Origin of the sequence: Klebsiella sp. X13, assembly GCF_003323835.1 — a bacterium.
GTDB classification, from domain to species: domain Bacteria; phylum Pseudomonadota; class Gammaproteobacteria; order Enterobacterales; family Enterobacteriaceae; genus Klebsiella; species Klebsiella ornithinolytica.
On sequence record NZ_CP030874.1, the window covers coordinates 4,002,823 to 4,027,968 of the forward strand.

The 25,146-nt window shown below is 59.0% G+C and carries 22 protein-coding genes; 15 read left to right on the forward strand and 7 right to left on the reverse strand.

Annotation, left to right across the window (positions count from 1 at the left end; translation table 11 throughout):
* Nucleotides 1-43 precede the first annotated feature (43 nt).
* Together DSD31_RS19030 and DSD31_RS19035 are read left to right on the forward strand one after the other, a co-directional pair.
* Nucleotides 44-1,072 carry a FecCD family ABC transporter permease gene (locus DSD31_RS19030; protein ID WP_160873239.1) on the forward strand — a complete coding sequence of 343 codons (1,029 nt, stop codon included), beginning with the start codon at nucleotides 44-46 and terminating at the stop codon, nucleotides 1,070-1,072.
* Nucleotides 1,069-1,863 (forward strand): ABC transporter ATP-binding protein, encoded by a 795-nt coding sequence (locus tag DSD31_RS19035; protein ID WP_113991253.1) that lies wholly within the window; start codon nucleotides 1,069-1,071, stop codon nucleotides 1,861-1,863. The genes DSD31_RS19030 and DSD31_RS19035 overlap by 4 nt, the downstream gene beginning before the upstream one ends.
* Nucleotides 1,864-1,930: 67 nt before the next feature.
* Here the strand turns inward: DSD31_RS19035 and DSD31_RS19040 are convergent, their stop codons facing one another.
* The 3 genes from DSD31_RS19040 to DSD31_RS19050 form a co-directional block, all read right to left on the reverse strand.
* Nucleotides 1,931-3,073 carry an HlyD family secretion protein gene (locus DSD31_RS19040; protein ID WP_004859055.1) on the reverse strand — a complete coding sequence of 381 codons (1,143 nt, stop codon included), beginning with the start codon at nucleotides 3,071-3,073 and terminating at the stop codon, nucleotides 1,931-1,933.
* Nucleotides 3,073-3,441: a DUF3302 domain-containing protein gene (locus DSD31_RS19045; RefSeq protein ID WP_032716811.1), complete on the reverse strand. Its 369-nt coding sequence runs from the start codon at nucleotides 3,439-3,441 to the stop codon at nucleotides 3,073-3,075. The genes DSD31_RS19040 and DSD31_RS19045 overlap by 1 nt, the downstream gene beginning before the upstream one ends.
* A gap of 100 nt (nucleotides 3,442-3,541) precedes the next feature.
* The gene (locus DSD31_RS19050; protein WP_113991254.1) at nucleotides 3,542-4,183 is read right to left on the reverse strand and encodes a helix-turn-helix domain-containing protein; all 642 of its coding nucleotides are present in this window, start codon (nucleotides 4,181-4,183) and stop codon (nucleotides 3,542-3,544) included.
* A gap of 248 nt (nucleotides 4,184-4,431) precedes the next feature.
* Here DSD31_RS19050 and DSD31_RS19055 point away from each other — a divergent pair, with 248 nt between their 5' ends.
* The 5 genes from DSD31_RS19055 to DSD31_RS19075 all read left to right on the forward strand — a co-directional run bounded on the left by DSD31_RS19055 (nucleotide 4,432) and on the right by DSD31_RS19075 (nucleotide 10,980).
* Nucleotides 4,432-5,355, forward strand: coding sequence for an aminoimidazole riboside kinase (locus DSD31_RS19055; protein WP_113991255.1), 924 nt, complete (start codon nucleotides 4,432-4,434; stop codon nucleotides 5,353-5,355).
* A gap of 165 nt (nucleotides 5,356-5,520) precedes the next feature.
* Nucleotides 5,521-7,038 (forward strand): carbohydrate porin, encoded by a 1,518-nt coding sequence (locus DSD31_RS19060; protein WP_004859034.1) that lies wholly within the window; start codon nucleotides 5,521-5,523, stop codon nucleotides 7,036-7,038.
* A 136-nt stretch (nucleotides 7,039-7,174) separates the two neighbouring features.
* Nucleotides 7,175-8,545 carry a sucrose-specific PTS transporter subunit IIBC gene (locus DSD31_RS19065; RefSeq protein WP_004859031.1) on the forward strand — a complete coding sequence of 457 codons (1,371 nt, stop codon included), beginning with the start codon at nucleotides 7,175-7,177 and terminating at the stop codon, nucleotides 8,543-8,545.
* Nucleotides 8,545-9,945 carry a sucrose-6-phosphate hydrolase gene (locus DSD31_RS19070; protein WP_099842888.1) on the forward strand — a complete coding sequence of 467 codons (1,401 nt, stop codon included), beginning with the start codon at nucleotides 8,545-8,547 and terminating at the stop codon, nucleotides 9,943-9,945. Before DSD31_RS19065 ends, DSD31_RS19070 begins: the two co-directional genes overlap by 1 nt.
* A 30-nt stretch (nucleotides 9,946-9,975) precedes the next feature.
* A complete protein-coding gene (locus DSD31_RS19075; RefSeq protein WP_004859026.1) occupies nucleotides 9,976-10,980 on the forward strand; it encodes a LacI family DNA-binding transcriptional regulator in 1,005 nt (334 codons plus the stop codon).
* 195 nt (nucleotides 10,981-11,175) lie between these two features.
* On the opposite strand, the gene licT is transcribed toward DSD31_RS19075, so the two are convergent.
* The 4 genes from licT to DSD31_RS19095 all read right to left on the reverse strand — a co-directional run bounded on the left by licT (nucleotide 11,176) and on the right by DSD31_RS19095 (nucleotide 16,454).
* On the reverse strand, nucleotides 11,176-12,015 hold the full coding sequence (gene licT / locus DSD31_RS19080) for a BglG family transcription antiterminator LicT (RefSeq protein WP_004859023.1): 840 nt from the start codon (nucleotides 12,013-12,015) through the stop codon (nucleotides 11,176-11,178).
* Entirely contained in the window at nucleotides 12,012-13,436 is a 1,425-nt protein-coding gene (locus DSD31_RS19085; RefSeq protein ID WP_004859020.1) for a glycoside hydrolase family 1 protein, read from the reverse strand. Before DSD31_RS19085 ends, licT begins: the two co-directional genes overlap by 4 nt.
* Complete coding sequence (locus tag DSD31_RS19090; protein WP_015584973.1) at nucleotides 13,433-15,313, reverse strand: beta-glucoside-specific PTS transporter subunit IIABC; 1,881 nt, start codon at nucleotides 15,311-15,313, stop codon at nucleotides 13,433-13,435. The genes DSD31_RS19085 and DSD31_RS19090 overlap by 4 nt, the downstream gene beginning before the upstream one ends.
* Nucleotides 15,314-15,524: 211 nt before the next feature.
* Entirely contained in the window at nucleotides 15,525-16,454 is a 930-nt protein-coding gene (locus tag DSD31_RS19095; protein ID WP_004859015.1) for a LysR substrate-binding domain-containing protein, read from the reverse strand.
* A 207-nt stretch (nucleotides 16,455-16,661) separates the two neighbouring features.
* Here DSD31_RS19095 and DSD31_RS19100 point away from each other — a divergent pair, with 207 nt between their 5' ends.
* The 8 genes from DSD31_RS19100 to DSD31_RS19135 all read left to right on the forward strand — a co-directional run bounded on the left by DSD31_RS19100 (nucleotide 16,662) and on the right by DSD31_RS19135 (nucleotide 25,077).
* The gene (locus tag DSD31_RS19100) at nucleotides 16,662-17,576 is read left to right on the forward strand and encodes a branched-chain amino acid ABC transporter permease (RefSeq protein WP_226949282.1); all 915 of its coding nucleotides are present in this window, start codon (nucleotides 16,662-16,664) and stop codon (nucleotides 17,574-17,576) included.
* 10 nt (nucleotides 17,577-17,586) lie between these two features.
* Nucleotides 17,587-18,693, forward strand: coding sequence for a branched-chain amino acid ABC transporter permease (locus DSD31_RS19105; RefSeq protein ID WP_064357314.1), 1,107 nt, complete (start codon nucleotides 17,587-17,589; stop codon nucleotides 18,691-18,693).
* Nucleotides 18,690-19,457 carry an ABC transporter ATP-binding protein gene (locus DSD31_RS19110; protein ID WP_015584976.1) on the forward strand — a complete coding sequence of 256 codons (768 nt, stop codon included), beginning with the start codon at nucleotides 18,690-18,692 and terminating at the stop codon, nucleotides 19,455-19,457. The genes DSD31_RS19105 and DSD31_RS19110 overlap by 4 nt, the downstream gene beginning before the upstream one ends.
* Nucleotides 19,450-20,169, forward strand: coding sequence for an ABC transporter ATP-binding protein (locus DSD31_RS19115; protein ID WP_004859000.1), 720 nt, complete (start codon nucleotides 19,450-19,452; stop codon nucleotides 20,167-20,169). The genes DSD31_RS19110 and DSD31_RS19115 overlap by 8 nt, the downstream gene beginning before the upstream one ends.
* Before the next feature lie 25 nt (nucleotides 20,170-20,194).
* Nucleotides 20,195-21,352 carry a branched-chain amino acid ABC transporter substrate-binding protein gene (locus DSD31_RS19120; protein WP_004858995.1) on the forward strand — a complete coding sequence of 386 codons (1,158 nt, stop codon included), beginning with the start codon at nucleotides 20,195-20,197 and terminating at the stop codon, nucleotides 21,350-21,352.
* 17 nt (nucleotides 21,353-21,369) lie between these two features.
* Nucleotides 21,370-21,852: an L-2-amino-thiazoline-4-carboxylic acid hydrolase gene (locus DSD31_RS19125; protein WP_004858992.1), complete on the forward strand. Its 483-nt coding sequence runs from the start codon at nucleotides 21,370-21,372 to the stop codon at nucleotides 21,850-21,852.
* Nucleotides 21,849-23,075 carry a Zn-dependent hydrolase gene (locus DSD31_RS19130; protein WP_113991256.1) on the forward strand — a complete coding sequence of 409 codons (1,227 nt, stop codon included), beginning with the start codon at nucleotides 21,849-21,851 and terminating at the stop codon, nucleotides 23,073-23,075. Before DSD31_RS19125 ends, DSD31_RS19130 begins: the two co-directional genes overlap by 4 nt.
* Before the next feature lie 304 nt (nucleotides 23,076-23,379).
* Entirely contained in the window at nucleotides 23,380-25,077 is a 1,698-nt protein-coding gene (locus tag DSD31_RS19135) for a GGDEF domain-containing protein (RefSeq protein ID WP_032716796.1), read from the forward strand.
* Nucleotides 25,078-25,146 lie beyond the last annotated feature (69 nt).

Here is a 25,146-nt window from a genome sequence, read left to right on the forward strand (position 1 = left end):
CACTGAATCCGGCATCCGCATACGGAATACCGGTACCGACGGCGTGATGGCCCACTATCGCCAAATTCTGCGTCGCCGCATCGCATTGATGCTACTGTTGTTGCTGCTGATTGTCGCCTCGCTGCTACTCGATTTCGTGCTCGGGCCGTCAGGCATGTCGCTACATACCCTATGGCAAACCCTGACGAACCCCGGCAGCGCAGCGGCCGGAACGCGGGTCATTGTCTGGGATATTCGTATGCCCTACGCGCTGATGGCAGTGGTGGTGGGCCTTGCTCTGGGCCTGGCCGGCGCAGAGATGCAAACGATCCTCAACAATCCGCTCGCCAGCCCTTTTACACTCGGCGTCTCCTCAGCGGCGGCGTTCGGCGCAGCGCTGGCCATCGTGCTGGGGATTGGCCTTCCCGGCATTCCCAACCAGTGGTTTACCTCCGCAAACGCGTTTCTGTTCGCCCTACTGGCCGCCCTGCTGCTGGACGGCATCACCCGCTGGACCCAGGTCGCCACTTCCGGGGTCATCTTATTTGGTATCGCGCTGGTATTTACCTTTAACGCCCTGGTATCGATGCTGCAGTTTGTTGCCAATGAGGACACGCTACAGGGCCTGGTGTTCTGGACCATGGGCAGTATCGATCGCGCCTCCTGGCAAAAAGTGGGGATTTTATTTGCCGTCCTGGCGGTCGTGATGCCACTTTCCATGCTGAATGCGTGGAAGCTAACCGCGCTGCGCCTCGGCGAAGATCGGGCGATGAGTTTTGGCATCAACGTCCGTCGTCTACGTCTGACCACGCTTTTGCGCATTAGCATCTTATCGGCGCTGTCGGTGGCCTTCGTTGGCCCAATCGGCTTTATTGGCCTCGTCGCACCGCACATTGCGCGCCTGGTTTTTGGTGAGGATCACCGCTTTTATCTGCCCGCCAGCGCCTTTATTGGCGCCCTGGTGCTATCGCTCGCCTCGGTGGCGTCGAAGAATCTGCTGCCCGGCGCGATCATCCCGGTAGGGATAGTCACCTCGCTGGTCGGTGTTCCCTTCTTCCTGAGCATTATTTTACGCCATCGGGGAAACGTATGAGCCTGCACACCCCAGCGGAATCGGGACTGGCGCTCGGCCATTTCAACGCCGGTTATCCGAAACGTCAGGTCATTCACGATCTGACTGTCCCTCATCTACCGTGCGGTAAAATCACGGCGCTTCTGGGTCCCAACGGCAGCGGGAAATCGACGCTAATGCGGGCGATGGCGGGCCTCGGCCCGTCGACGGGGGAACTGTCACTGGCCGGAGAAAACCTGCTGACGCTACCGTTTGCCAGACGGGCAGAAAAAGTGGTCTATCTACCGCAAACGCTGCCTGCAGGCGTGCATCTGCACGTGCTGGAGTCAATTATCGTCGCCCGGCACGCTGCCGGAGGCGTACGTTCTGATAGCGAGGCGGAAGTCATGTCCCTGCTGCGCCAGCTGGGTATTGCACATCTGGCGTTAAGCTACCTGGACCAGCTTTCCGGCGGGCAAAAACAGCTCGTCGGCCTGGCCCAGTCGCTTATCCGCCAGCCGTCATTACTCCTGCTGGATGAACCGCTCAGCGCGCTGGATTTGAACTACCAGTTTCACGTGATGGACCTGGTACGCCAGGAGACCCGCCGGCGCAATATCATCACCCTGGTGGTGGTACATGATATTAATATTGCGTTGCGCCATGCCGATCATGTGCTGATGCTGAAGGGAGGCCAGCTGCTGGCCGACGGCGCGCCGTCGCAGGTGATTACGCCGGAGATACTTGCGTCGGCCTATGGCGTGCGCGGCCGGATTGAACCCTGTTCTCAGGGGATAATGCAGGTGATTATCGACGGTCTGGCAGAGGGATGATAAGACGCTGGCCAGGCACGTGAGTTGCCCGACCAGCGCCCGCTTAACGGCGTACGCAAACGACAGGTTAATGATCGAGATAAAGGTAGTTTTCCCAGCTTTTCATGCGGATCAGGATCTTCCTGATTAGCGACAGGTGCTCTAAATGGCCGGAGTAAACCGCCGCTTCAACATCGGTTCCCTGCGGCAGATGGTAGTTTTGTAGCCGCGTATCCGTCACCCGGAAGACCACCAGCGCCCGACCGCGGGTATCCAGATCGCGAGTTGTCAGCAATGTCCCCTGTCCCTGAAACTGACTCTCGCCAATCGCCGGCAGCACCTCGGTCACCTCGGCGTGAAATACCGTCCCCGGTACCGCCGGGAACAGGAGCTCGGCCTGCTCGCCTTTTTCCAGACGCTGCAACGAATTCTGGCGGAAGGCCGCCACGAACTCACGTTTGTCCGCTTCTCCCGTCGGGACAAAGGTCATCACCGGCTTCAGACCGAGGGCTGTCGACATCGTCCCGGGGCGTAAACCGACGGTGCTGACGTAGCCATCTGACGGGGCGCGAACGACGGTATTTTCCAGTTTAAACTCCGCCGCGCGCAGCTGCGCCAGCAGCGAGGCGACTTTGGTGTTTTCGCCGTTGACCACCGAATTCAGGTTATTGTGCGCCTGAACTACGCTCGCCTGAGCAGCGGCGACCGCGGCTTCATCGGCCTTCCAGCTCTGACGGCGGGTATCCACCATCTGATCTGAAAATGCGCCTTTGTCGTGGCCCGCCTGGAAGCGAGCATATTCCCGCTGCGCCCGATCGCGCAACGCTATCGCTTTTTGGAGATCGGCCTGGGCACTGTTGAGAGCGGCGTTGAGCGACAGCGCATCCTGGCTGGCCGCTTTGACCTGCGCTGTCAAATCATCAACCTGCGCCTGAAAGGGCGTCGGGTCGAGGGTGAACAAGACGTCCCCCTTGTGCAGCATTTGATTCGGCTGCACCGGCACGCTCATCACCCGGCCGCGCGTTTGCGAGACAACAGGCACCGTGCGAAAGACCTGTTTACCTATATCGGTGTAGGGGAAGTTATAGTTCATTCCCAGAATTAATGCGCCAATCAGTACCACCCCACCTAATACGGCGGTAGGCACCGTCCATTTATTCAGCGGAATACGGAAAATTTTAAATATCGCAATACTTAATGCGGCATAACACAGGAGCAGCAACGTTTCCATTATTCAGCCCCTTTATTATTTATATTGACTGCGGCACGCTGTTTCACCGCATTTAACTCCTGCTGAAGGGTGTCCAGACGAGTGCAGGCCTGTTCCAGGCGATGATGCAGGTCGCTCTGTTCTTGCGCCATTTTTTGCATCCCCCAGCCGCGGTCTTCACGCCACAGAGTGGCCCAAATCCACAGCAGCGGCCACAGGATATGCAGTGTAAACAGGCTCACCCATCCGGCGTAATGGATCGCATCCTGATGCGGATGATTTCTTTTTTTAGCAATTTCATAGGGGATATCGTGAATCACAATTACCCCGTAAAACAGGATCAGGACTACCGCAACGAGGATAGCCAATGCAACATAATCCAGGGTCATCGAATAACTCCAGAGAGATAATTAAATTAAGCCGTAAGCGGAATGAAGGCGTCACGACGCCGGGGAAATAATTAAAAATAATTTTCCATGCGAGTATTAATCAGAATTTTTCAGGGATTTTCCGGTCAATGGAAATAAGCTGCCCTTTTTTTACCGTAATATATCCCCCCTCTTTCAGCGCCGCCAGCACCTGATAGACATAGCTTCTTGAAAGATTCGTTCGTTTGATAATAAAAGCGGACAAACTTTCGCGCTTGCCGGTATCAATTTCGCGGCGGTACAGATAGCGAAAGAGCATCGACTTGATGGTCTGGAACCCCGACAGATTGCCTCTTTCATTGCTGACATCCAGTACGAAGATGCCCATATAAACCAGAATCGTCGTCAGCTCTTTCATGTACTGCGGCGACGAATGATAAAAAATACGTTCAAAATCGCTGGAGGCAATTTTGCTAAAGCGACAATTTTCCTGGCAGCGGTAGAAGAATCTGGCCGACGGACAATAGTGCTCCAGCAGGCCCAGCGGCATATTTTCAATAACAATACCCAGCAGATTTTGCTCATCATCTACGGCAAGGGTCACCTGCCCTTGCCGCAAAAAGTAGATGAACCCTTCTGCGGGCTGGAAACGCTCGCCGCTGGCCAGCTCAAGATCTTCACCGCAGGCAATAACCTCTGGCAGATGGCTTGTCAGCTCCAGCGACTGGTAAAAAGCGTGAATATTGCCAAAACGACTCACCATCTTTAAATACGCTCTCCCTCGCTCGCCGGCAGTGGGCAAATCATTGCTTCACAAAATATAGCGAAGAACACCAGGCAGTAAAAGTCCACAGCTGGAGTTCTGCCTCCGGGAACGATGCTCCCCGCTTCCGTCACGCCGTTTTTTGTCCTGCTTCTCACTTTATCGATCGCAGCGTTTCGTTCATCGGCGGGCTATGCTTAAATAAGCTAAACCGGTTTAATTAAGTTTAGCATTGAGGTGAAAACAGTATGAATGCAAAAGTTTGGGTGCTTGGGGATGCGGTAGTGGACCTGCTGCCGGAAAGCGGCGGTCGCCTGTTGCAGTGTCCCGGCGGCGCGCCGGCCAATGTGGCGGTAGGTATCGCCCGCCTGAGTGGCAACAGCGGGTTTATCGGCCGCGTCGGCGACGATCCTTTTGGCCGCTTTATGCAGCAAACTCTGCGCGAGGAACAGGTGGATACCCGCTACATGCGCTGCGATCCGCAGCACCGGACCTCTACCGTGGTGGTCGATCTCGATGGCGAAGGGGAAAGAACCTTTACCTTTATGGTACGCCCCAGCGCGGATCTGTTTTTACAGCCGGAAGACCTTCCGCCCTTCGCCGCCAACGAATGGCTGCACGTCTGCTCCATCGCGCTCAGCGCCGAACCCAGCCGCAGCACAACCTTCGCGGCGATGGAGAGAATAAAATTAGCCGGCGGTCGGGTCAGCTTTGACCCCAATATCCGCGCGGATCTCTGGCAGGACCCGGAGCTGCTGCATGCCTGTCTCGATCGCGCGCTGCGTCTGGCAAACGTGGTAAAACTGTCCGAAGAAGAGCTGGCGTTAATCAGCGGCAGAGACGATTTAGTCGAAGGGATAACCGCCCTGACCCAGCGCTACCAGCCTGAACTTCTGCTGGTCACTCAGGGTAAAGCCGGGGTGCTCACCGCTTTTCAGCAGCAGTTAACCCACTTCTCCGCGCAGCCGGTGGTCAGCGTCGATACGACCGGCGCAGGCGATGCGTTTGTCGCCGGGCTGCTTGCCAGTCTTGCCGCGAAGGGAATGCCAACGGATCCCGCGGCGCTGGAACCGGCAATCATGCAGGCGCAAACCTGCGGAGCGCTGGCCACTACCGCCAAAGGGGCGATGACCGCCCTTCCCTACCAGCACGATCTTAACCTCTCATTTTGATCCTTTCGGGCTGCTCTGGCGGCCCACTTTGTTGCATCCATCACATTTATTAAATCGGTTTAGCAATTTATATTCACAGATGTTAAAGGTCATGTTTAACATAGCGCCTAAACCGGTTTAGCAAAAACACAATAATGTCAATTTTACGTTTGGGATGCGACCTACATGTATAAAAAAAGCACACTCGCGGTTGTTATTACTTTGCTCACCGGCGCGGCCTCAGCTCATGCACAAACGGACCTCAGCAGTATCGAAGCCCGTTTGATCGCCCTGGAAAAACGCCTGCAGGATGCCGAAAACCGGGCTCAAACCGCGGAAAACCGCGCCGAGTCGGCGGAGAAGAAAGTCGAGCAGCTCACCACCCAGCAGCAAAAAACCCAGGACAACACCCAGCAGGTAGCCCAGCGCACCGCCCAGCTGGAGAAAAAAGCCGACGAGAAAAGCGGGTTTGAGTTCCACGGCTACGCCCGCTCCGGCGTAATCATGAACGACTCCGCCGCCAGTACCAAATCCGGCGCCTATATGACACCGGCGGGGGAAACCGGCGGGGCCATCGGCCGTCTGGGGAACCAGGCCGACACCTATGTCGAAATGAACCTCGAACATAAGCAGACCCTGGATAACGGGGCAACGACGCGCTTCAAGGTGATGGTGGCCGACGGCCAAACCACCTACAACGACTGGACGGCAAGCAGCAGCGATTTGAACGTGCGCCAGGCTTTCGTCGAGCTGGGTAATCTGCCCACCTTCGAGGGTCCCTTCAAAGGTTCAACCCTGTGGGCCGGGAAACGTTTCGACCGCGACAACTTTGATATTCACTGGGTCGACTCCGACGTGGTATTCCTCGCCGGGACCGGCGGCGGTATTTACGACGTGAAGTGGAACGACAGCCTGCGGAGTAACTTCTCTTTATACGGGCGCAACTTCGGCGATATTGATGATTCAAGCAATAGCGTGCAGAACTACATCCTCAGCATGAATAACTTCATCGGCCCGGTGCAGGTGATGGTCAGCGGGATGCGGGCGAAAGATAATGATGAGCGCAAAGATACCAACGGTAATCTGGTCAAAGGCGATGCGGCAAATACCGGGGTACATACGCTGCTCGGTCTGCACAACGACAGCTTTTACGGCCTGCGTGAAGGGACCAGCAAAACGGCACTGCTCTATGGCCACGGGCTGGGTGCCGAAGTGAAAGGCGTCGGTTCCGACGGCGGGTTGCGCCCGGGAGCAAATACCTGGCGCTTCGCCAGCTACGGCACCACGCCGCTCAGCGAGAACTGGTTTATCGCCCCGGCGGTGCTGGCGCAGAGCAGTAAAGATCGCTATGTCGATGGCGACAGCTACCAGTGGGCGACGCTCAACCTGCGTCTGATTCAGGAGATCACTCAGAACTTCGCCCTTGCTTACGAAGGCACCTACCAGTACATGGATCTCAAACCCGAAGGCTACAACGACCGCCATGCGGTGAACGGAAGTTTCTATAAACTCACCTTCGCCCCCACCTTTAAGGTCGGTAGCATTGGCGATTTCTTCAGCCGTCCGGAGATCCGTCTCTACACCTCGTGGATGGACTGGAGCAAAAAACTGGATAATTACGCCAGCGATGATGCCTTAGGCAGCAGCGGTTTTAAATCAGGCGGTGAATGGTCGTTCGGTATGCAAATGGAAACCTGGTTCTGACGGTTAGCGCCTGATGCCAGAAACACCGGGGCGGCGGCGAGTCGGCCATCGCCCCGGACACAATAACGACGCAGAGACTGCGCCCCCGTAAACCCGGGACCACAACACGATAATTATTACGCATTCAGAGGGTACTATGGATTTTGAACAGATTTCCCGCTCGCTGCTTCCGCTTCTGGGAGGTAAGGAAAACATCGCCAGCGCCGCGCACTGCGCCACGCGCCTGCGTCTGGTGCTGATCGATGATGCGCTCGCCGACCAGCAGGCTATCGGCAAAATTGAAGGCGTAAAAGGATGTTTTCGCAACGCCGGACAGATGCAGATTATTTTTGGCACCGGGGTGGTGAACAAAGTTTACGCCGCGTTTATTCAGGCCGCCGGCATCGGCGAATCCAGCAAGTCGGAAGCCGCCGATATCGCGGCGAAAAAGCTTAATCCGTTCCAGCGTATCGCCCGTCTGCTGTCAAACATCTTTGTACCCATTATTCCGGCTATCGTAGCCTCCGGTCTGCTGATGGGCCTGCTCGGCATGGTGAAAACCTACGGCTGGGTCGACCCGAGCAACGCTATCTACATTATTCTGGATATGTGCAGCTCGGCGGCGTTTATTATTCTGCCGATCCTGATTGGCTTTACCGCCGCCCGCGAATTTGGCGGTAACCCCTACCTTGGCGCGACGCTCGGGGGCATTCTGACCCACCCGGCGCTCACCAACGCCTGGGGCGTGGCCGCCGGTTTCCATACCATGAACTTCTTCGGCCTTGAGATTGCGATGATCGGCTATCAGGGTACGGTGTTCCCGGTGCTGCTGGCGGTATGGTTTATGAGCATTGTTGAGAAGCAGCTGCGCCGCGTCATCCCCGATGCGCTGGACCTGATCCTGACGCCGTTCCTGACGGTGATTATTTCCGGTTTTATCGCCCTGCTGATTATCGGTCCGGCGGGCCGCGCGCTGGGAGACGGCATCTCATTCGTGCTCAGTACGCTGATTACCCACGCCGGTTGGCTGGCTGGGCTGCTGTTTGGCGGTCTCTATTCGGTTATCGTGATTACCGGTATTCACCACAGCTTCCACGCTATCGAAGCCGGACTGCTGGGCAACCCCGCCATCGGCGTCAACTTCCTGCTGCCGATTTGGGCGATGGCCAACGTTGCTCAGGGCGGCGCCTGCCTGGCGGTGTGGTTTAAAACCAAAGATGCCAAAATCAAAGCCATTACCCTGCCATCGGCGTTTTCTGCCATGCTGGGTATCACCGAGGCGGCGATTTTTGGTATCAACTTACGCTTTGTGAAGCCGTTTATTGCAGCGCTGATCGGCGGCGCAGCGGGCGGCGCATGGGTCGTCTCCATGCACGTCTATATGACCGCGGTCGGCCTGACGGCGATTCCAGGCATGGCTATCGTGCAGGCCAGTTCGCTGCTGAACTACATTATCGGGATGGTCATCGCCTTCGGCGTTGCCTTTGTCGTCTCCCTGCTGCTGAAATACAAAACGGACGCGGAATAATGTCACTTCCATCACGCCTGCCTGCGATTTTGCAGGCCGTTATGCAAGGCCAGCCGCGCGCGCTGGCCGACAGCCACTATCCCCGCTGGCACCACGCGCCGGTCACCGGGCTGATGAACGATCCCAACGGCTTTGTCGAATTTGCCGGGCGCTATCACCTGTTCTATCAGTGGAACCCACTCGCCTGCGATCACACCTTCAAATGCTGGGGGCACTGGAGTTCTGCCGATCTGCTGCACTGGCGGCATGAACCGATTGCGCTGATGCCGGACGAAGAGTATGACCGCAACGGCTGCTACTCAGGCAGCGCGGTGGATAACAACGGGACGTTGACCCTGTGCTACACCGGTAACGTCAAATTTGCAGACGGCAGCCGGACCGCCTGGCAGTGCCTGGCGACGGAAAATCCCGACGGCACCTTCAACAAAACCGGCCCGGTCCTGCCGCTGCCAGAGGGCTATACCGGCCACGTGCGCGACCCGAAAGTCTGGCAGCATGAAGGCCGCTGGTACATGGTGCTGGGTGCGCAGGATCGGCAAAAGCGCGGCAAGGTGCTGCTGTTCAGCTCCGCAAATCTCCATGAGTGGACGAGCGAGGGCGAAATCGCCGGCGCCGGCATCAACGGACTGCACGATGCCGGTTATATGTGGGAGTGTCCGGACCTGTTCCCGCTTGGCGATCAGCATATTCTGATTTGCTGCCCGCAGGGGATTCCCGGCGAGAAAGAGCGCTACCTCAACACCTATCCGGCGGTGTGGATGGCCGGCGGCTTCGATTACGCCAGCGCCGCCTTCACGCACGGCGAGTTGCACGAGCTGGATGCCGGGTTTGAGTTCTATGCCCCGCAAACCATGCAGACAGCCGACGGCCGTCGGCTGCTGGTTGGCTGGATGGGCGTACCGGACGGCGAGGAGATGCGCCAGCCGACGCGGGCCAACGGCTGGATCCACCAGATGACCTGCCTGCGCGAACTGGAGTGGGTGGACGGCAAACTCTATCAGCGCCCGCTGCGCGAACTGAGCGCCCTGCGCGGCGAAGTCCGCAGCTGGCAGGGCAACGTTCTGCCGCTGGCCCCGCTGGAAATCGCCCTCGATACCGCCGCTGACGACGCGTTTAGCCTCGATTTCGGCGGCGCGTTGACTCTCGAGCGCGATAGCCACGGCCTTCGTCTGGCGCGGCGCAGCCTCGCCAGCGACGAAATGCTCTATCGCTATTGGCGCGGCACGGTTCGCTCGCTGCGGATCTTCATCGACCAGTCGAGCGTGGAGATTTTCATTAACGACGGCGAAGGGGTGATGAGCAGCCGCCTCTTCCCGGACTATCCCGCACAGCTGGTTTTCAGCGGCGCGACGCCGGTAACATTCTGCTACTGGTCGCTGGAGCCATGCATGGTAGAATAAGCGTTTTAAATTCAGGCGCATGTTGTCGTGATGAAAACCAAACGCGTTACCATTAAAGATATCGCCGAGCTGGCGGGTGTCTCGAAAGCCACCGCCAGCCTGGTGCTGAACGGTCGTGGCAAAGAACTCCGCGTGGCGCAGGATACCCGCGAGCGCGTGCTGGCCATCGCGCGCGAACAACATTATCAGCCCAGTATTCACGCCCGCTCGCTGCGCGATAACCGTAGCCACACCATCGGTCTGGTGGTGCCTGAAATCACCAACTACGGGTTTGCCGTCTTCTCTCATGAGCTGGAAATGCTCTGCCGCGAGGCGGGCGTTCAGCTGCTGATCTCCTGTACCGACGAAAACCCCGGCCAGGAAACCATGGTGGTCAATAATATGATTGCCCGCCAGGTTGACGGGCTGATCGTCGCCTCCTGTATGCACAACGACGCCGATTACCTCAAGCTCAGCGAACAGCTGCCGGTGGTACTGTTTGACCGCTGTCCCAGCGACAGCACGCTGCCGCTGGTGATGACCGACTCCATCAGCCCAACGGCGGATCTGATTTCCCGCATCGCGCCTCAGCATCGCGACGAGTTCTGGTTTCTCGGCGGGCAGCCGCGTCTGTCGCCCTCCCGCGATCGTCTGGCAGGGTTTACTCAGGGGCTGGCAAACGCCGGTGTCGAACTGCGTCCCGAGTGGGTGATTAACGGCAACTATCATCCGAGCTCCGGCTACGAGATGTTCGCCGCCCTCTGCGCGCGTCTCGGGCGGCCGCCAAAGGCGCTGTTCACCGCCGCCTGCGGTCTGTTGGAAGGGGTGCTGCGCTATATGAGCCAGCACCATTTACTGGATTCCGATATTCATCTGGCGAGCTTTGACGATCACTATCTCTACGATTCGCTATCGCTGCGTATCGACACCGTCCAGCAGGATAACCGTCAGCTGGCCTGGCACTGCTACGATCTGATAAGCCAGCTGATCGACGGCAACACGCCTGAGCCGCTACGGCGCTACCTGCCCGCGACGCTGCAGTTCCGCCATCGTTGATTCGCCAGGCGTTTTTAAATGACCAACTTGAATGAAACCGTGCGCGCGTATCTCTGCCGGGTGGCGGCTAACGCCTGACCCGGCCGACGAAAACCAAACACCGACCCGGCAAGGCATTAGCGCCACCGGGTGATAGCAGAGATGGTCTCTTGAATGGAACATCCCTGGCCTTTACCTCCCGTTAATAGAACACGCTCACGCATCCAGCCCGCTAATCCGCACCAGATGCACGGTGAGCCACAGCAGCTCGTTGCCGCCGAGGGTGATATCGAGCTGGGCCTTGACGTAATCGCGGATCCGCAGCGCGCAGCGGTAGGCCTCCGGATACTCCTTAATCACCTGCACCAGCAGAAAACTGTCCCGCGCGTCGTCCAGTTCCCCCTCCTGTAAACGCTGGAGGAAGAACTGCATATGGACCAGAAAGCGCGAGTAGTTAATCGATTCGGTGTCTATCTGCTGCTTAAAGTGGTACTGCACGAGATTAAAAATATCCTTCAGCATCTTCACCGACTGCATGGTCTGCGCCACGTCGTCACCCTCGCTCTGGCCGTTAACCAGATGAAAAGCGATATTTCCGGCCTCCTCCTCCGGCAGTTCAATCCCGTACTGCTGGCGAATAATCGTCACCGCGTCGCTGGCGACGCGGAACTGCTGCGGATAAAAACGTCTCACTTCCGGCAGCAGACGGTTTTGAATGGCGATCCCTTTGCGGCTGCGTTCGATGGCGAAGGTCAGGTGGTCGGCGAGGGTAAAGAAAATCTGCTCGCGAACCTTGCTGGCAAGCTGCATATTGGCGCGGGAAATAATCATCGCGGCCATTTCGATGACCTCGTCCGGGATGGCGGAGAGCGCCTCGAGATAGCCGCTGCGCGCGCCAAGCGCCTGGGTCACGAATCGCTTCTCTATCTTCTCCGGATCAATCTCATCCCCGGGTCTGCTGTTGAAGCCAATGCCTTTCCCCATGACGATAACCTCCCGGTCATCGTCATCCATAGAGAGCACGAGGCTATTATTGAGCACCTTCTGAACAATCATCTCTGCGACTCATCGTGGTTGCCGTTTTGCGCGATGACGTCCTTATACCACCAGAAGCTGCGTTTACGGATCCTTTGCAGACGCTTCAGGTCATCCTCACCGCGATCGACATAAATAAAACCGTAGCGCTTGGCATATCCCTGATGGGTGCTGACCACGTCAATTGCCGCCCACGGGCAGTAGCCCATCAGCTCGACGCCGTCGGCAATCGCCAGGCGCATTTGCTCAATATGCGCCTGTAAGAAGGCGATGCGGTAATCGTCATTCACCGTCCCGTCATGCTCGAGCTTATCCGGCGCGCCCATGCCGTTTTCGCTAATCAGAACTGGCAGACCGTAGCGCTCGCACACTTTGCGCAGCGTCAGGCGCAGCCCCACCGGGTCGACGACCCAGCCGTAGGGGGTTTTGCCGACCCACGGGTTTTCCGCCGGGCGATAAACCCCCTCTTCGCCCAGCATAATTTGCTGGTCGCCCGCGCGAGGCGCAACGTCTGCACCGTCGCCCCGACTGGCGGCAATAGTGGCGGTGGAGTAGTAGTTAATGGCGATAAAGTCCGGCCGCCCCTGCTGCAAAATCAGCGCATCCTCTGGCTGCACTTGCGGCGCGAGGCCGCGATCCTGCATATAGGCCCACGCCAGGGCGTTGTAGCGGCCATGCACCGCCACATCCAGAAAGCTCCAGCAGCGCAGTGTCTCCCAGTTATGCGCGGCAATGGCATCCTCCGGTTTACAGCTTTCGGCGTACATCGAGGTGGTATTTATCGCCGGGCCGATACGCACTCCGGGAAACTCGCGGTGGCACAGGGCGAAGATCTGCGCCTGGGCCAGCATCATATGGTGATTTTGCTGGTACAGCGCCTTCTTGTCCGGCAGTGGGCGATCGGCGGGCACGCCAATCGCCCCGGGGTGGAGGATCATGGTGTTTTGTTCGTTAATCGTCAGCCAGAGCGGGACTTTAGCGGCAAACTCGCTGAACAGCAGCCGGGCATAGCGCACGAAGGCCTCCCCGGTGTTGCGGTTCAGCCAGCCGCCTTTGAGCTCCAGCGCCCACGGCAGGTCGAAGTGGTACAGCGTCACAATGGGGGTGATCCCGTGGCGCGTCAGGGCGTCGATCAGCCGATGATAAAAGGCCAGCCCGCCCGGATTCACCGGGCCGTCGCCGTCCGGGATCACCCGCGACCAGGCCACCGAAAAGCGGTAGGCCTTCAGCCCCATCTCCGCCATCAGCGCGACGTCTTCCTCCACGCGATGGTAGTGGTCGCTGGCGATGCGGAAGTCCGCCGTTCCCGGCGGATGGCTGAGCATATCGACCACCGACGGCCCCTTACCGTCTTCATTCCACGCGCCCTCAACCTGATAGGCCGAAGTGGACGCCCCCCACAGAAAACCATCCGGGAACCGGGCCTGCTGTTGATAAATCATGCCTGCGCCTCCTTAGCGGATTGCACCATCAGCGGTTCACCGTAATCCACCTGCGCGGCGGCGGTGAGGCGCAGAGAGTGCCGCTCATCGCCGTTGACCACAATCACCGGGGTAATCAGGTCGTACCCGGCCTGCTCGATGGCCGAAATATCGAAGCGGATCAGCGCCTGCCCGGCCTCCACGCTATCGCCCACCTTCAGCGCCGAGCTAAAGTGCTGGCCGTTAAGATTGACGGTGTCGATACCAATATGGATCAGCAGCTCAAGACCGCTGTCGCTCTGCAGGCCAACCGCGTGGCAGGAGGGCAGAAACATCATCACCTTGCCGCTAAACGGCGCGCGCAGCACCCCTTCCTGCGGACGAATCGCCACGCCCTCGCCCAGCAGACCGCCGGAAAAAACATCGTCGTTCACTTCGCTGAGCGCTACCACCTGGCCGCGCAGCGGACTTAATACTTCAAACTCGCCCTCGCTTTTCGCGCTGACCGCGGGCTGCGGCGCCTCGCTCACCTCCTCTTGCTCCTGCGGAACCTCTTTGAAGGCGATAAACCAGGTCAAGGTAAAGGTCACCACGATGGAAATCGCGCAGGTCACCAGCGCATGGACGATATTCATCGGGTTTTCGCCGATAAACGCCGGCAGCGCCGCCAGTCCCGGGGAGACAAAAGCGTAGCGTACCAGCCCGCTCACCCCGGCGTAGACCCCGGCACAGCCGCCGCCGATCATCGCGGCAATCAGCACCCGGCGGAACTTGAGCAACACCCCGTACAGCGCCGGTTCGGTGATCCCCAGCAGCGCGGTAAAGCCCGACGAAGAGGCCAGCTGGCGCAGGTTGCTATTTTTGGTTTTCAGCGCCACGCACAGCGTCGCCGCGCCCATCGCCACGTTTGATGCCAGCATCCCCGGCCCGTTAATCATCTCGTAACCGCTTTTACTCAGCTGACCGGTGGCGATCGGCGTCATCGCCCATGCGGTACCGGTAATGATCAGGAAGGGCTGCAGGGTGCCCATCAGCATCGGGATCAACCAGCTGGCGTGGCGATCGATAGCCCCCGCCCCCGCGGCAACCAGGTCGTTAAGCAAAATGCCCGCCGGGCCGACAACCACCAGCGCCAGCGGCGCGGTAATCAGCAGAATCAGCATCGGCTTGACGAAAAACTTGATAATCGATGGCGACACTTTTTCGGCAAAACGCTCCACCCACGACATCAGCCACACGGTCAGAATGATCGGCAGCACCGACCCGGCGTAATCGGAAAGCAGGACGTTGATACCGACAAAATCGACCGCTTTACCGGCCGCCAGCATCTGGCCGATGCCGGGATGCAGCAGCACGCCCGCGAGAGTCATCGCCAGAATCGGGTTGCATTCAAACTTCAGCGACGCCCCGTAGGCCAGTAGCACCGGCAGGAAGAAGAAGGCGGCGTCGGCAATGATATTGAGCAGTTGCCAGGTCGAGCTGGTTTCGCTAATCACGCCGGTAAGCTTGAGAATGGCCAACAGCGCTTTAATCATCCCCGCGCCGGTGATCGCCGGGATCACCGGGGTAAACGTGGTCGAGATGACGCTGATAACCCGCGCAACGATGCCGGTCGGTTTGGCGTTTTTATCGCCGCCGGTCGGGCTTTTCTTCTCAGGCAGGGCCTTATTGAGCAGGCGATAAACCCGCTGCACCTCATTGCCGATAACAATCTGGAACTGGCCGCCCTTCTCCACGACGCTGATCACGCCGGGGATAGTGCCAATCTGCGCATCGTTAACCTTCGCGCGGTCGTTGAACTCCATGCGCAGCCGGGTCGCGCAATGGGTGAGCATGCGGATATTCTCCGCACCGCCCACCGCGTGGAGGATTTTGTCTGCTGTTTCGTTATAGTTCATAGTGTTCCCTGGTGTTGGGGCAAAAAAAAAGACCAAAACAGAGACGCTCCCCTTGGCGGGAGAGCATTTCTATTTTGGTCTTGCCTGCTTTCGCAGTAGCACGCCATCATAAAAATGGGTTATTTCGGCGGATTATCTAAGCGTCCCTGCGCAATGACAACGGCGACCGGACAAAAGTGTGAGCTGGATTAAGTAAATTCTTAAGTGAAGTTCATCCGAGGGCCTGCTGACGCAGCCAGCTCTGTAATAGCTTACCGTTGGGGGTCATATCGCTATCCTGACGCACGCAGAGATAGTAATCCCGGCCATCATCTATCGCCGTATCGAAGATTTTCACCAGCTCGCCGCTCTTCAGATAGGGGGCGATCAGCGGCTCGCGCATCAGCGCACAGCCCAGCCCGGCCTGCACCCCCGCCAGGGTCAGCAGGCCATCTTCAAACAGCGGCCCCGTCGAGCGCGGCGGCCGTTTAACCCCCTGCTGCACAAACCACTGGTTCCATGTCGTGCGCTCCTCGTCGTGCAGCAGCGGCATCTGCAGCAGCTGCTCCGGGGTATCGATATGCCCGTGCAGACGCAAAAAGGCCTGACTGCATACCGGCACCATTTTACCGGAAATCAGCTTTTCGCTTTGATAGCCCACCCAGTGACCGTTGCCAAAGCGAATCGACATATCGGAAGCATCGCTAAGGTAGTTGCGGTGGTTCGCGTAAACCACGTTGATTTCGGTATGCGGATTGGCGTGCACGAACGACGGCAGACGGGGAATAAACCAGCCCATGCCAAACAGCGGGATCAGGCTGATCGTCACCTGCTGGGTTTGCACCTGATCGACCAGATGTTCGGTGGCCTGGCGCAGCACGTTAAACGCCGCGCGGATCGAGCGGTAATACTCCCGCCCCTGCTGGCTGAGGGTCAGCCGCCGCCCCTGGCGTTCGGTAAGCGGGATCTGCAGATAGCCTTCCAGCACCTTCAGCTGGTGGCTTACCGCCGAGGGTGAAATCGCCAGCTCCTGCGCCGCCAGGGTCACGCTGCCCAGGCGGGCGATCGCCTCGAAGGCGCGCACCGCCCGCAGCGGCGGATCGTTGGCTAACGTACTCTCAGACCAGCTAACCGGCCCTTCTGACTGTTCTGTTTTTTTCATATATTGATTTTCTTAGCGTATTTCACTACTCGATGCTTTATTTAATTATATTAAAAATCATAAAGATAGTTAACAACGCATTTATCATAAGAAAGAATATATGCGTATTTTACAATTTAATTCATTTGTTGGATGGTAGCTATTATTTGAGCATCTTGTCGGAAGAACCAGTTGGACACACTCATACAACAAATCATCAACGGGGTCATGCTCGGCAGCATCTACGCCCTGATCGCGCTCGGCTACACCATGGTGTACGGCATTCTGCGCATTATTAACTTTGCCCACGGCGATATTCTGATGGTCGGCGCGTTAACCACCCTTTCCGGGATGAACGCGCTGAATGCCCATTTCCCCACTCTGCCGCCGCTGGCGCAGCTGGGGCTGGCGCTGCTGCTGGCCATGGCGGTCTGCGCCCTGCTGGCGATGGCGGTCGAACGCTTTGCCTACCGCCGCCTGCGTAACGCTCCGCGCCTGGCGCCGCTGATCTCCGGGATCGGCGTCTCGGTACTGCTGCAAACCGTAGCGATGATCGTCTGGTCGCGCAATCCGCTGATGTTCCCGCAGATCCTGCCGATGGATCCGATCGCCGTGACCCACGGCAGCGAAGCGCATCCTCCGGCGCTCATTACCGTCACCGGTATCGTCACCGTCACGCTGGCCCTCGCGGTAATGCTCGGCCTGTGGCTGCTGGTGGAGTACACCCGCTTAGGTCGCGGTATGCGCGCGGTGGCGGAAAATCCGCGCATCGCCACGCTGATGGGGGTGAACCCCAACGCGATTATCATCCTCACTTTCGCCATCGGCGGCGTATTCGCCGCGCTGGCTGGCGTGATGATGGCCAGCAACTACGGCAGCGCCAGCTTCTCCATGGGCTTTCTGCCCGGCATTAAAGCTTTCACCGCCGCGGTGCTCGGCGGCATCGGCAATATTCGCGGCGCGATGGTCGGCGGCCTGCTACTGGGCCTGATCGAATCCCTGGGGGCCGGCTATCTCGGCGACCTGACCAACGGCGTCTTTGGCAGCAACTACCAGGATATCTTCGCCTTTATGGTGCTGATTCTGGTGCTGGTCTTCCGCCCTGCCGGTTTACTCGGCGAACGCGTCGCGCACCGGGCCTAGGAGAAATATTATGACAACGGCACAACTCGATACGCCCGTCGTCTCCCGCCGCTTCTGGTCCGGGATGACCCTGTTCGTCTGCGCGCTGCTGGTGGCGCCGATGGTCGCCAGCCAGCTCGGCGGCAACTACTGGGTGCGGGTCATCGACTTCGCCCTGCTCTACATCATGCTGGCGCTGGGGCTGAATATCGTGGTCGGCTACACCGGCCTGCTGGATATGGGCTTTATCGCCTTCTATGCCGTCGGCGCATACCTGGCCGCTCTGCTGGCCTCGCCGCATCTGCTGGAGGTGTTCCCGCTGTTAAATAACCGGTTCCCGGAGGGCCTGCACACCTCGTGGCTGGTGATTATTCCGCTTGCCGCGCTGGTGGCGGCAGGCTGCGGTATCGTGCTGGGGGCGCCGACGCTGAAGCTGCGCGGCGACTACCTGGCCATTGTCACGCTCGGTTTTGGTGAGATTATCCGCATCCTGATGCGCAACCTCGACCGCCCGGTCAACATCACCAACGGCGCAAAAGGCATTTCCGGGGTCGACTCGCTGAACCTGTTCGGGCTGAAGTTTAGCGGCGTCTATCACTGGTTTGGTTTTAAAGTCCCGGCGCTGTGGCTGTGGTACTACCTGCTGATGCTGGTGATTGTGGCGATTATTTTTGTCTGCCTGCGGCTACAGCATTCGCGCATCGGCCGCGCCTGGCACGCCATCCGCGAGGATGAAGACGTCGCCCGCGCAATGGGCATCAATCTGCGTAACTACAAACTGCTGGCTTTCGCTATCGGCGCCTCGTTCGGCGGCGTGGCGGGGGCGCTGTTCGGCGCATTTCAGGGCTTCGTTTCGCCGGAATCCTTCACGCTACAGGAGTCAATTGCGGTACTGGCGATGGTGGTGCTGGGCGGGATGGGTCATATCCCCGGGGTGATCCTCGGCGCGGTGCTGCTGACCGCGCTGCCAGAGCTGCTGCGCAGCCAGGCGGCGCCGCTGCAGCAGGCGCTGTTTGGCGAAGTGCTGATTGACCCGGAAGTGCTGCGCCAGCTGTTCTACGGCCTGGCGCTGGTGCTGGTCATGCTCCTGCGCCCTCAGGGCATCTGGCCCGCGCGTCATCAGGGAGTCAAAGCATGAGTCTGTTAAGCGTACGCCACATGTCAAAACGCTTTGGTGGCCTGACGGCGGTCGATGACGTATCGCTGACCATTAATGAAGGTGAAATCTACGGCCTGATCGGCCCCAACGGCGCGGGGAAAACCACCTGCTTTAACCTGATTACCGGGCTGTACCCGGCGGACAGCGGCGAGTTCGCTATCGCCGGTGAGCCCTACTTCCCGAAGAATATCGAGAAAGTCACCGCCGCCGGCATCGCCCGCACCTTCCAGAACGTGCGGCTGTTTAACCAGATGTCGGTACTGGAGAACGTGATGGTCGGCCGCCACGTGCGCACCCGCAACGGTCTGTGGGCCGCGCTTACCCGCCATAAACGCGCCCGCGCCGAAGAGGCGCAGACCCGCGAGCTGGCATGGCACTGGCTGGACTACACCGGCATTGCGCAGTTCGCCCACTACCGCGCCTGCGACCTCGCTTACGGCCACCAGCGGCGGCTGGAGATTGCCCGTGCGCTGGCTACCGATCCGCGCCTGCTGGCGCTGGATGAACCGGCGGCCGGGATGAACGCCGCCGAGAAGATGGCGCTGGGCGAACTGCTGCTGCGCATTCGTGATGACGGCAGAACGCTGCTGATGATTGAGCATGACGTCAAGCTGGTGATGGGGATCTGCGATCGCCTGATGGTGCTGGATTACGGCAAAACATTAACCAGCGGCACGCCGGAGACCGTGCGCCGCGATCCGGCGGTGATTGCCGCCTGGCTGGGAGGCAATGTCCATGTCTGATCTGTTAACCGTAACCGGCCTCAGCGTGCACTACGGCGGCATCCAGGCGGTACGCGACGTCTCATTCAGCGTTAAAGCGGGTGAGCAGACGACGTTGATCGGCGCCAACGGCGCGGGAAAAAGCTCCACCGTCCGCGCCATTACCGGGCTGGAACCCTTTAGCGGCGAGATTATTTTCAACGGTCAACCGGTTCGTCGACGCAAAGCGGAGTCGCTGCTGCGCGAAGGGCTGGTGATGGTACCGGAAGGCCGCGGCATCTTTACCCGCATGACGGTACTGGAAAACCTGCAGATGGGCGCCTGGCTGCGTCGCGATAGCGCGGCGGTCCGACAGGAGATGGACGAGATCTTCGCCAACTTCCCGCGCCTCGCCGAACGCCAGCACCAGCTGGCCGGGCTGCTCTCCGGTGGCGAACAGCAGCTGCTGGCGCTCAACCGCGCCCTGCTCAGCCAGCCGCGCCTGCTGATCCTCGATGAGCCCTCGATGGGGCTGGCGCCGCTGATGGTCGAGAACGTTTTCCGCGTGATCGCCACTCTCCGTCAGCGCGGCGTGGCGCTGCTGCTGATTGAGCAGAACGCGCGTCTGGCGCTGGAGGCCACCGACAGCGCGTGGGTGATGGACAGCGGCAGCATTGTGGAACGTGGTGCCTCGCAGGCGCTGCTGGCCGACGACCGTATCGCACAGATTTATTTGGGCGAAGTGCCCGCATAACACTAACCAGCATCAGGGAAAAACAATGAAAACAGTCAAAATCAGTGCGCTCAGCGCCGCTATTCTGCTCAGTGGCTTCGCCTCATCCGCCGCATGGTCTGCGGCCAGCGAAACCGTGATTATCGGCCTGGCGGGCCCGCTGACCGGCCCTTCCGCGCGTATCGGCAAGGATCTCGAAAACGGCGCGCAGCTGGCGATTGACGATATCAACAAGCAACACCCGACCATCGGCGGCAAGGCGGTAACCTTTAAACTGCAATCTGAAGACGATCAGTCCGACCCGCGTACCGCCGTTGCCGTCGCTCAGCGTCTGGTGGATAGCGGCGTCGCCGGCGTCGTCGGCCACTGGAACACTGGCACCAGCATTCCCGCCGCACGGGTTTACCACGATGCCGGCATCGCCCAGGTCGCGCCGGTCGCTACCGGACACGCCTATACCAGACAGGGTTTCGACACCAGCTTCCGCGTGATGGGCCACGACGATGACGGCGGCCAGTTTGCCGGGCAGTACGCGGTACAAACCCTGAAGGCCAAACGCATCGCGGTGATCGATGACCGTACCGCTTTTGGTCAGGGGCTGGCGGACGAGTTTATTAAGTCGCTGGACGCGCAGGGGATCAAAATCGTCGATCGCCAGTATGTTGACGACAAAACGGTGGACTTCAGCGCCGTACTGACCGCCATCCGCAGTAAAAATGCCGATCTGATTTTCTTCGGCGGCGTCGATAGCCAGGCCGCTCCGCTGGCGCGTCGTATCAAACAGCTGGGCATGAACGCCACCCTGATGGGCGCCGGCGGTTTCGTCAGCCAGACCTTCCTGCAGCTGGCGCAAAAAGAGGGTGACGGCGTGGTGGCGCTGGAGCCGGGACTGCCGGTTGAACAGATGCCGGGCGGCAAAGCCTTTGAGCAGGCCTACCAGGCGCGCTATCACACTCATATCGAGCTGCACGCGCCGTTCGCCTATGACGCCACCCGCGTGCTGGTGGCGGCGATGGAAAAAGCTGACTCCGTCGACCCGGCCAACTATCTGCCCGCGCTTCGCGCCATTAACTACTCCGGGGTCACCGGACACATCGCCTTTGATAAAGAGGGCAACCTGAAATCGCCAACCTTTACCGTCTACAAAGTCGTCGACGGCAAATGGCAGCCGCAAACCGTACTCGGCGGCGCAACAACGAAGTAACGCAGTGAGGCAATGTGATGAGTGATAATAATGAGCTGGGCATTCTCGCCCGCCGCAAAATTGAAGCCGAAATTATAAAGCCGATTTACGACATCCTGGTGCGCGAGATAGGTAAAGCTCGTGCCCAGGCGGTCATCGGCGAAGCCATTGAAAACGCCGCGATTGAGGCGGGAAAAACGTTTGCCCGCCAGGAGCCGAACGGCGCGAACATCCAGAGCTTTGTCGCCCTGCAATATCTGTGGGAAAAGGACAATGCCCTGGAGGTCAAGGTGCTGGACGCCGATGACCAGCAGTATAACTACAACGTCAACCGCTGCCGCTACGCCGAGATGTACCACGAGATGGGCCTCGGCGAGATTGGCCACCTGCTCTCCTGCGCCCGCGACGACAAGTTTATCGTCGGCTACGCGCCGGAGGTGGAGCTGACCCGCACCACCACCATCATGCAGGGCGGAAAGTGCTGCGACTTCCGCTATCGCGTGAAGAAGGACAAGCCATGATAGCCATCAACGCTGAACGTCTGTGGTCAACCCTCAACGAGATGGCGAGGATTGGGGCGACGCCGGCCGGCGGCGTCACCCGGCTGACGCTGAGCGACGAGGACCGCCAGGCGCGCGACCTGCTGCGCCAGTGGGCACAAGAAGCCGGTTTTCCCTGCGCAGTCGATAGCATGGGCAATATGTTTATCCGCCGCGCCGGAAAAAATCCGCAGCTGGCTCCGGTATTGACCGGTTCGCACGTCGATTCCCAGCCGCTCGGCGGCCGCTATGACGGGATTTACGGCGTGCTCGCCGGGCTGGAGGCGCTACGCACGCTGAACGAACGCGGCATTGAGACCGAACGCGATATCGTGCTGGTGAACTGGACCAATGAAGAAGGGGCGCGCTTTGCCCCGGCGATGCTGGCATCCGGCGTCTGGGCCGGGCAGTTCAGCGAAGCTTTCGCGCTGGCCCGCAAAGATCGCGACGGCATCAGCGTCGGCGCGGCACTGGAGGCGATCGGCTACCGCGGCGAGCGTCCGACCGCCGCGTTCCCGGTTCATGCCTGTTATGAGGTGCATATCGAACAGGGGCCGATTCTGGAAGAAGAAGACGTTGATATCGGCCTCGTCCACGCGGCAATGGGCCAGCGCTGGTTCAACGTCACGCTGGAGGGCTTTTCCGCCCACGCCGGCACCACGCCGATGGGCAGCCGCCGCGATGCATTGACCGCTTTCGCCGAGCTGGCGCTGGCGGTGGAGCACATCGGGATCGCCCACAACCCCGACGGACGGGCGACCATCGGCATGGCGCAGGTGATACCGGGTTCGCGCAACGTGGTGCCGGGGCGCGTCGAATGCAGCGTGGAATTCCGCCATCCGCAAAGCAGCGCGCTGGAGGCAATGGAACAGGCGTTGCGTCACGCTGCCGACAAGCTGGCCAGACGCGGGGTGCAGGCGCAGATCGAGCGCATTTTTGACTACGCGCCAATCGCCTTCAACGCCCAGTGTCTGGCGCGCAGCGAGCAGGCGGTTCAGATGCTCGGCTACAGCGCCAGAAGCATGGTCTCCGGCGCCGGCCACGATACCTGCTATATCAGCAAGGTCGCGCCCGCCAGCATGATTTTCATCCCCTGCGAGAAGGGAATTAGCCATAACGAGGCGGAGAATATTCTGCCCACGTGGGCAGAAAAAGGGGCCAACGTACTGCTGCATAGCGTACTGCTCGCCGCCAGGGAAAAGTAAGCGCCCTTCTGCTGATCGTTCTGGCGCCGCGCGGTGCCAGAACGACAGCTCACCGCCGTGACGGTACGCCGGCTCCTTCCGGGAAGGAGATAACTGCAGGCATAACCAAATTAAAACAATATCTTAGATTGTTTACCCGCGCGGACAAAAAGCCATTTATTTGTGGATTATCTGCTAAAATCAGCCAATAGATCGCATAGAGCAGGCAGGTATGCGGACATAACGGCATGACATTCCGTTGTATTTCAGTTCAATTCAATGATTTTCGAATCGCTTCTTTTTTACTGCTGACGCCCGGGTACGTGTGAAAACGAAAAAGAGATCCTCAGCATCGTCCAATATTCTCCGCTATATCTGGGGATCCGCGCTGGCGACGATTTTTTTAACCACCATTCTCTCCTTCTGGCTGCTTTCCGGCTCGTGGGGAACGTGGAAAAGCGCGCATAACAATGTTACCCAGTTCGATATTTTCTACCGGGTACTGCAGGTCTCTAATGACCTCGCCGGTGAGCGCGCCTTCGTTAACGAGCTGATATTAAGCTCGCCTGAGGAGAAAGAGTCACGCTGGCAGGCGCTGGTCGCCCATCGCGACATCACCGACCGCGACATGCAAAAGATCCCGAAAAACCTGCTCTCTCCGGCGCTGATGGGCGAAATGATGCAGCAGCTGGAGCGTTCCCGTCGTATTGCCGACCGCTTTCGCACCCAGGTGCTGAGCGACCCGCAGTCCGCAGATTTGGCCATTCACGATATGGTGGTGGCAACGGATTTCTATCATAAGGCGCTGTTCGAGCGCACCACCGAGTTTCTGCTGCTGGAGCCCAGCGCGCTGGGTCCGATTCTGCGCGCGCAGGCGCTGGGCGAGCTGCGCGATGCAACGGGTCGACTCGGTTCTCAGGTGCTGATTCCGCTGGCCACACACACCCCGATTCCGCGGGCCAACCGGGAAGGATTGATTCGCGGTATCGAACGGATCAATACCGCGTGGTGGCTGCTGCAAACGCAGGGCAATGAGGCCACCTATCTTCCCCACTTCCAGAAAACGCTGGAAAACACGCGCCGGGACTTTGAACATCAGGGCATTGCGTTAATCAATCAGTTAAGCGCTGAGAGCGACAGCGGTAAGCCCTATAGCGTGAGCGCCGAACAGTTTGCCGTCGATTATCACGCCAGCCTCAGTTCGTTTGATGATCTCCTCAATACCTATATGAACGGAGTAAAGGAGCACTACACCGCCGCCGAACATCGGGCCTTAGAGAATTTCCTGCTACGGCTGGTGGTGCTTGGGCTGGTGTATACCCTGACCATTGCGATGATTTTCTATATTCGCTCTCGCGTTTTACGCCCCATTCTGCGCTTAAATGAGCTCGCCGCGGCGCTGATTGCCGGAAAACAACTCCACGTCCAAATCGATGACGATACGGCAGAAGAGGTGCAGAGCCTGTTTTCATCCCTCGGGACCCTCGGGAAAAAACTCCGTGAAGATGCCCGCATCAGCCGCCAGTACCAGCGCCAGTCGGAAGAGGATCCGCTGACCCATCTGTTTAATCGCCGGGCATTTAACGCCCGGGCTGATGCGCTATTAAGTCAGTCCAGCAAGGCGCTTCCGGCCTGGTTAGTGATGCTCGACGTTGACCGCTTTAAGTCGATAAACGATAACTGGGGACACCCGATGGGTGACGAGGTGCTGGTTGCCCTGGCCAAAACCCTGAGTAAGTTGAGCCGCCCGGAAGACGTGGTGGGGCGCCTCGGCGGAGAAGAGTTCGCGGTCCTGTTTCTGGCCGCTTCGTCAGACGAAGTCGCCAGCTATACCGCGCGGATTCAGCAGGAAATCCGCAAGCTGACCCTCCATACGACCGGCGATATCACCTTTAAGATCACCGCCAGTTTCGGGGTAGCTAAAGGCTGGCAGTGCCCGCTGCAAGAGCTGATGTCGCGGGCCGACAGGGAGCTGTATAACGCCAAGAACAGCGGGCGTGACCGGATTTGCGGCCTCTCCTGAGCGCACCGGCGCCTGCGTGCCTTGCCATTTTAATCATCCCCTGGTTTAACAGCGCGAAGAGATAACCCT

Coding starts and splice junctions, on each gene's coding strand:
- DSD31_RS19035 (WP_113991253.1), top strand. CDS start 1,069: ATGAGCCTGCACACCCCAGCGGAATCGGGACTGGCGCTCGGCCATTTC.
- DSD31_RS19040 (WP_004859055.1), bottom strand. CDS start 3,073: ATGGAAACGTTGCTGCTCCTGTGTTATGCCGCATTAAGTATTGCGATA.
- DSD31_RS19045 (WP_032716811.1), bottom strand. CDS start 3,441: ATGACCCTGGATTATGTTGCATTGGCTATCCTCGTTGCGGTAGTCCTG.
- DSD31_RS19050 (WP_113991254.1), bottom strand. CDS start 4,183: ATGGTGAGTCGTTTTGGCAATATTCACGCTTTTTACCAGTCGCTGGAG.
- DSD31_RS19055 (WP_113991255.1), top strand. CDS start 4,432: ATGAATGCAAAAGTTTGGGTGCTTGGGGATGCGGTAGTGGACCTGCTG.
- DSD31_RS19060 (WP_004859034.1), top strand. CDS start 5,521: ATGTATAAAAAAAGCACACTCGCGGTTGTTATTACTTTGCTCACCGGC.
- DSD31_RS19065 (WP_004859031.1), top strand. CDS start 7,175: ATGGATTTTGAACAGATTTCCCGCTCGCTGCTTCCGCTTCTGGGAGGT.
- DSD31_RS19070 (WP_099842888.1), top strand. CDS start 8,545: ATGTCACTTCCATCACGCCTGCCTGCGATTTTGCAGGCCGTTATGCAA.
- DSD31_RS19075 (WP_004859026.1), top strand. CDS start 9,976: ATGAAAACCAAACGCGTTACCATTAAAGATATCGCCGAGCTGGCGGGT.
- licT (WP_004859023.1), bottom strand. CDS start 12,015: ATGATTGTTCAGAAGGTGCTCAATAATAGCCTCGTGCTCTCTATGGAT.
- DSD31_RS19085 (WP_004859020.1), bottom strand. CDS start 13,436: ATGATTTATCAACAGCAGGCCCGGTTCCCGGATGGTTTTCTGTGGGGG.
- DSD31_RS19090 (WP_015584973.1), bottom strand. CDS start 15,313: ATGAACTATAACGAAACAGCAGACAAAATCCTCCACGCGGTGGGCGGT.
- DSD31_RS19095 (WP_004859015.1), bottom strand. CDS start 16,454: ATGAAAAAAACAGAACAGTCAGAAGGGCCGGTTAGCTGGTCTGAGAGT.
- DSD31_RS19100 (WP_226949282.1), top strand. CDS start 16,662: ATGCTCGGCAGCATCTACGCCCTGATCGCGCTCGGCTACACCATGGTG.
- DSD31_RS19105 (WP_064357314.1), top strand. CDS start 17,587: ATGACAACGGCACAACTCGATACGCCCGTCGTCTCCCGCCGCTTCTGG.
- DSD31_RS19110 (WP_015584976.1), top strand. CDS start 18,690: ATGAGTCTGTTAAGCGTACGCCACATGTCAAAACGCTTTGGTGGCCTG.
- DSD31_RS19115 (WP_004859000.1), top strand. CDS start 19,450: ATGTCTGATCTGTTAACCGTAACCGGCCTCAGCGTGCACTACGGCGGC.
- DSD31_RS19120 (WP_004858995.1), top strand. CDS start 20,195: ATGAAAACAGTCAAAATCAGTGCGCTCAGCGCCGCTATTCTGCTCAGT.
- DSD31_RS19125 (WP_004858992.1), top strand. CDS start 21,370: ATGAGTGATAATAATGAGCTGGGCATTCTCGCCCGCCGCAAAATTGAA.
- DSD31_RS19130 (WP_113991256.1), top strand. CDS start 21,849: ATGATAGCCATCAACGCTGAACGTCTGTGGTCAACCCTCAACGAGATG.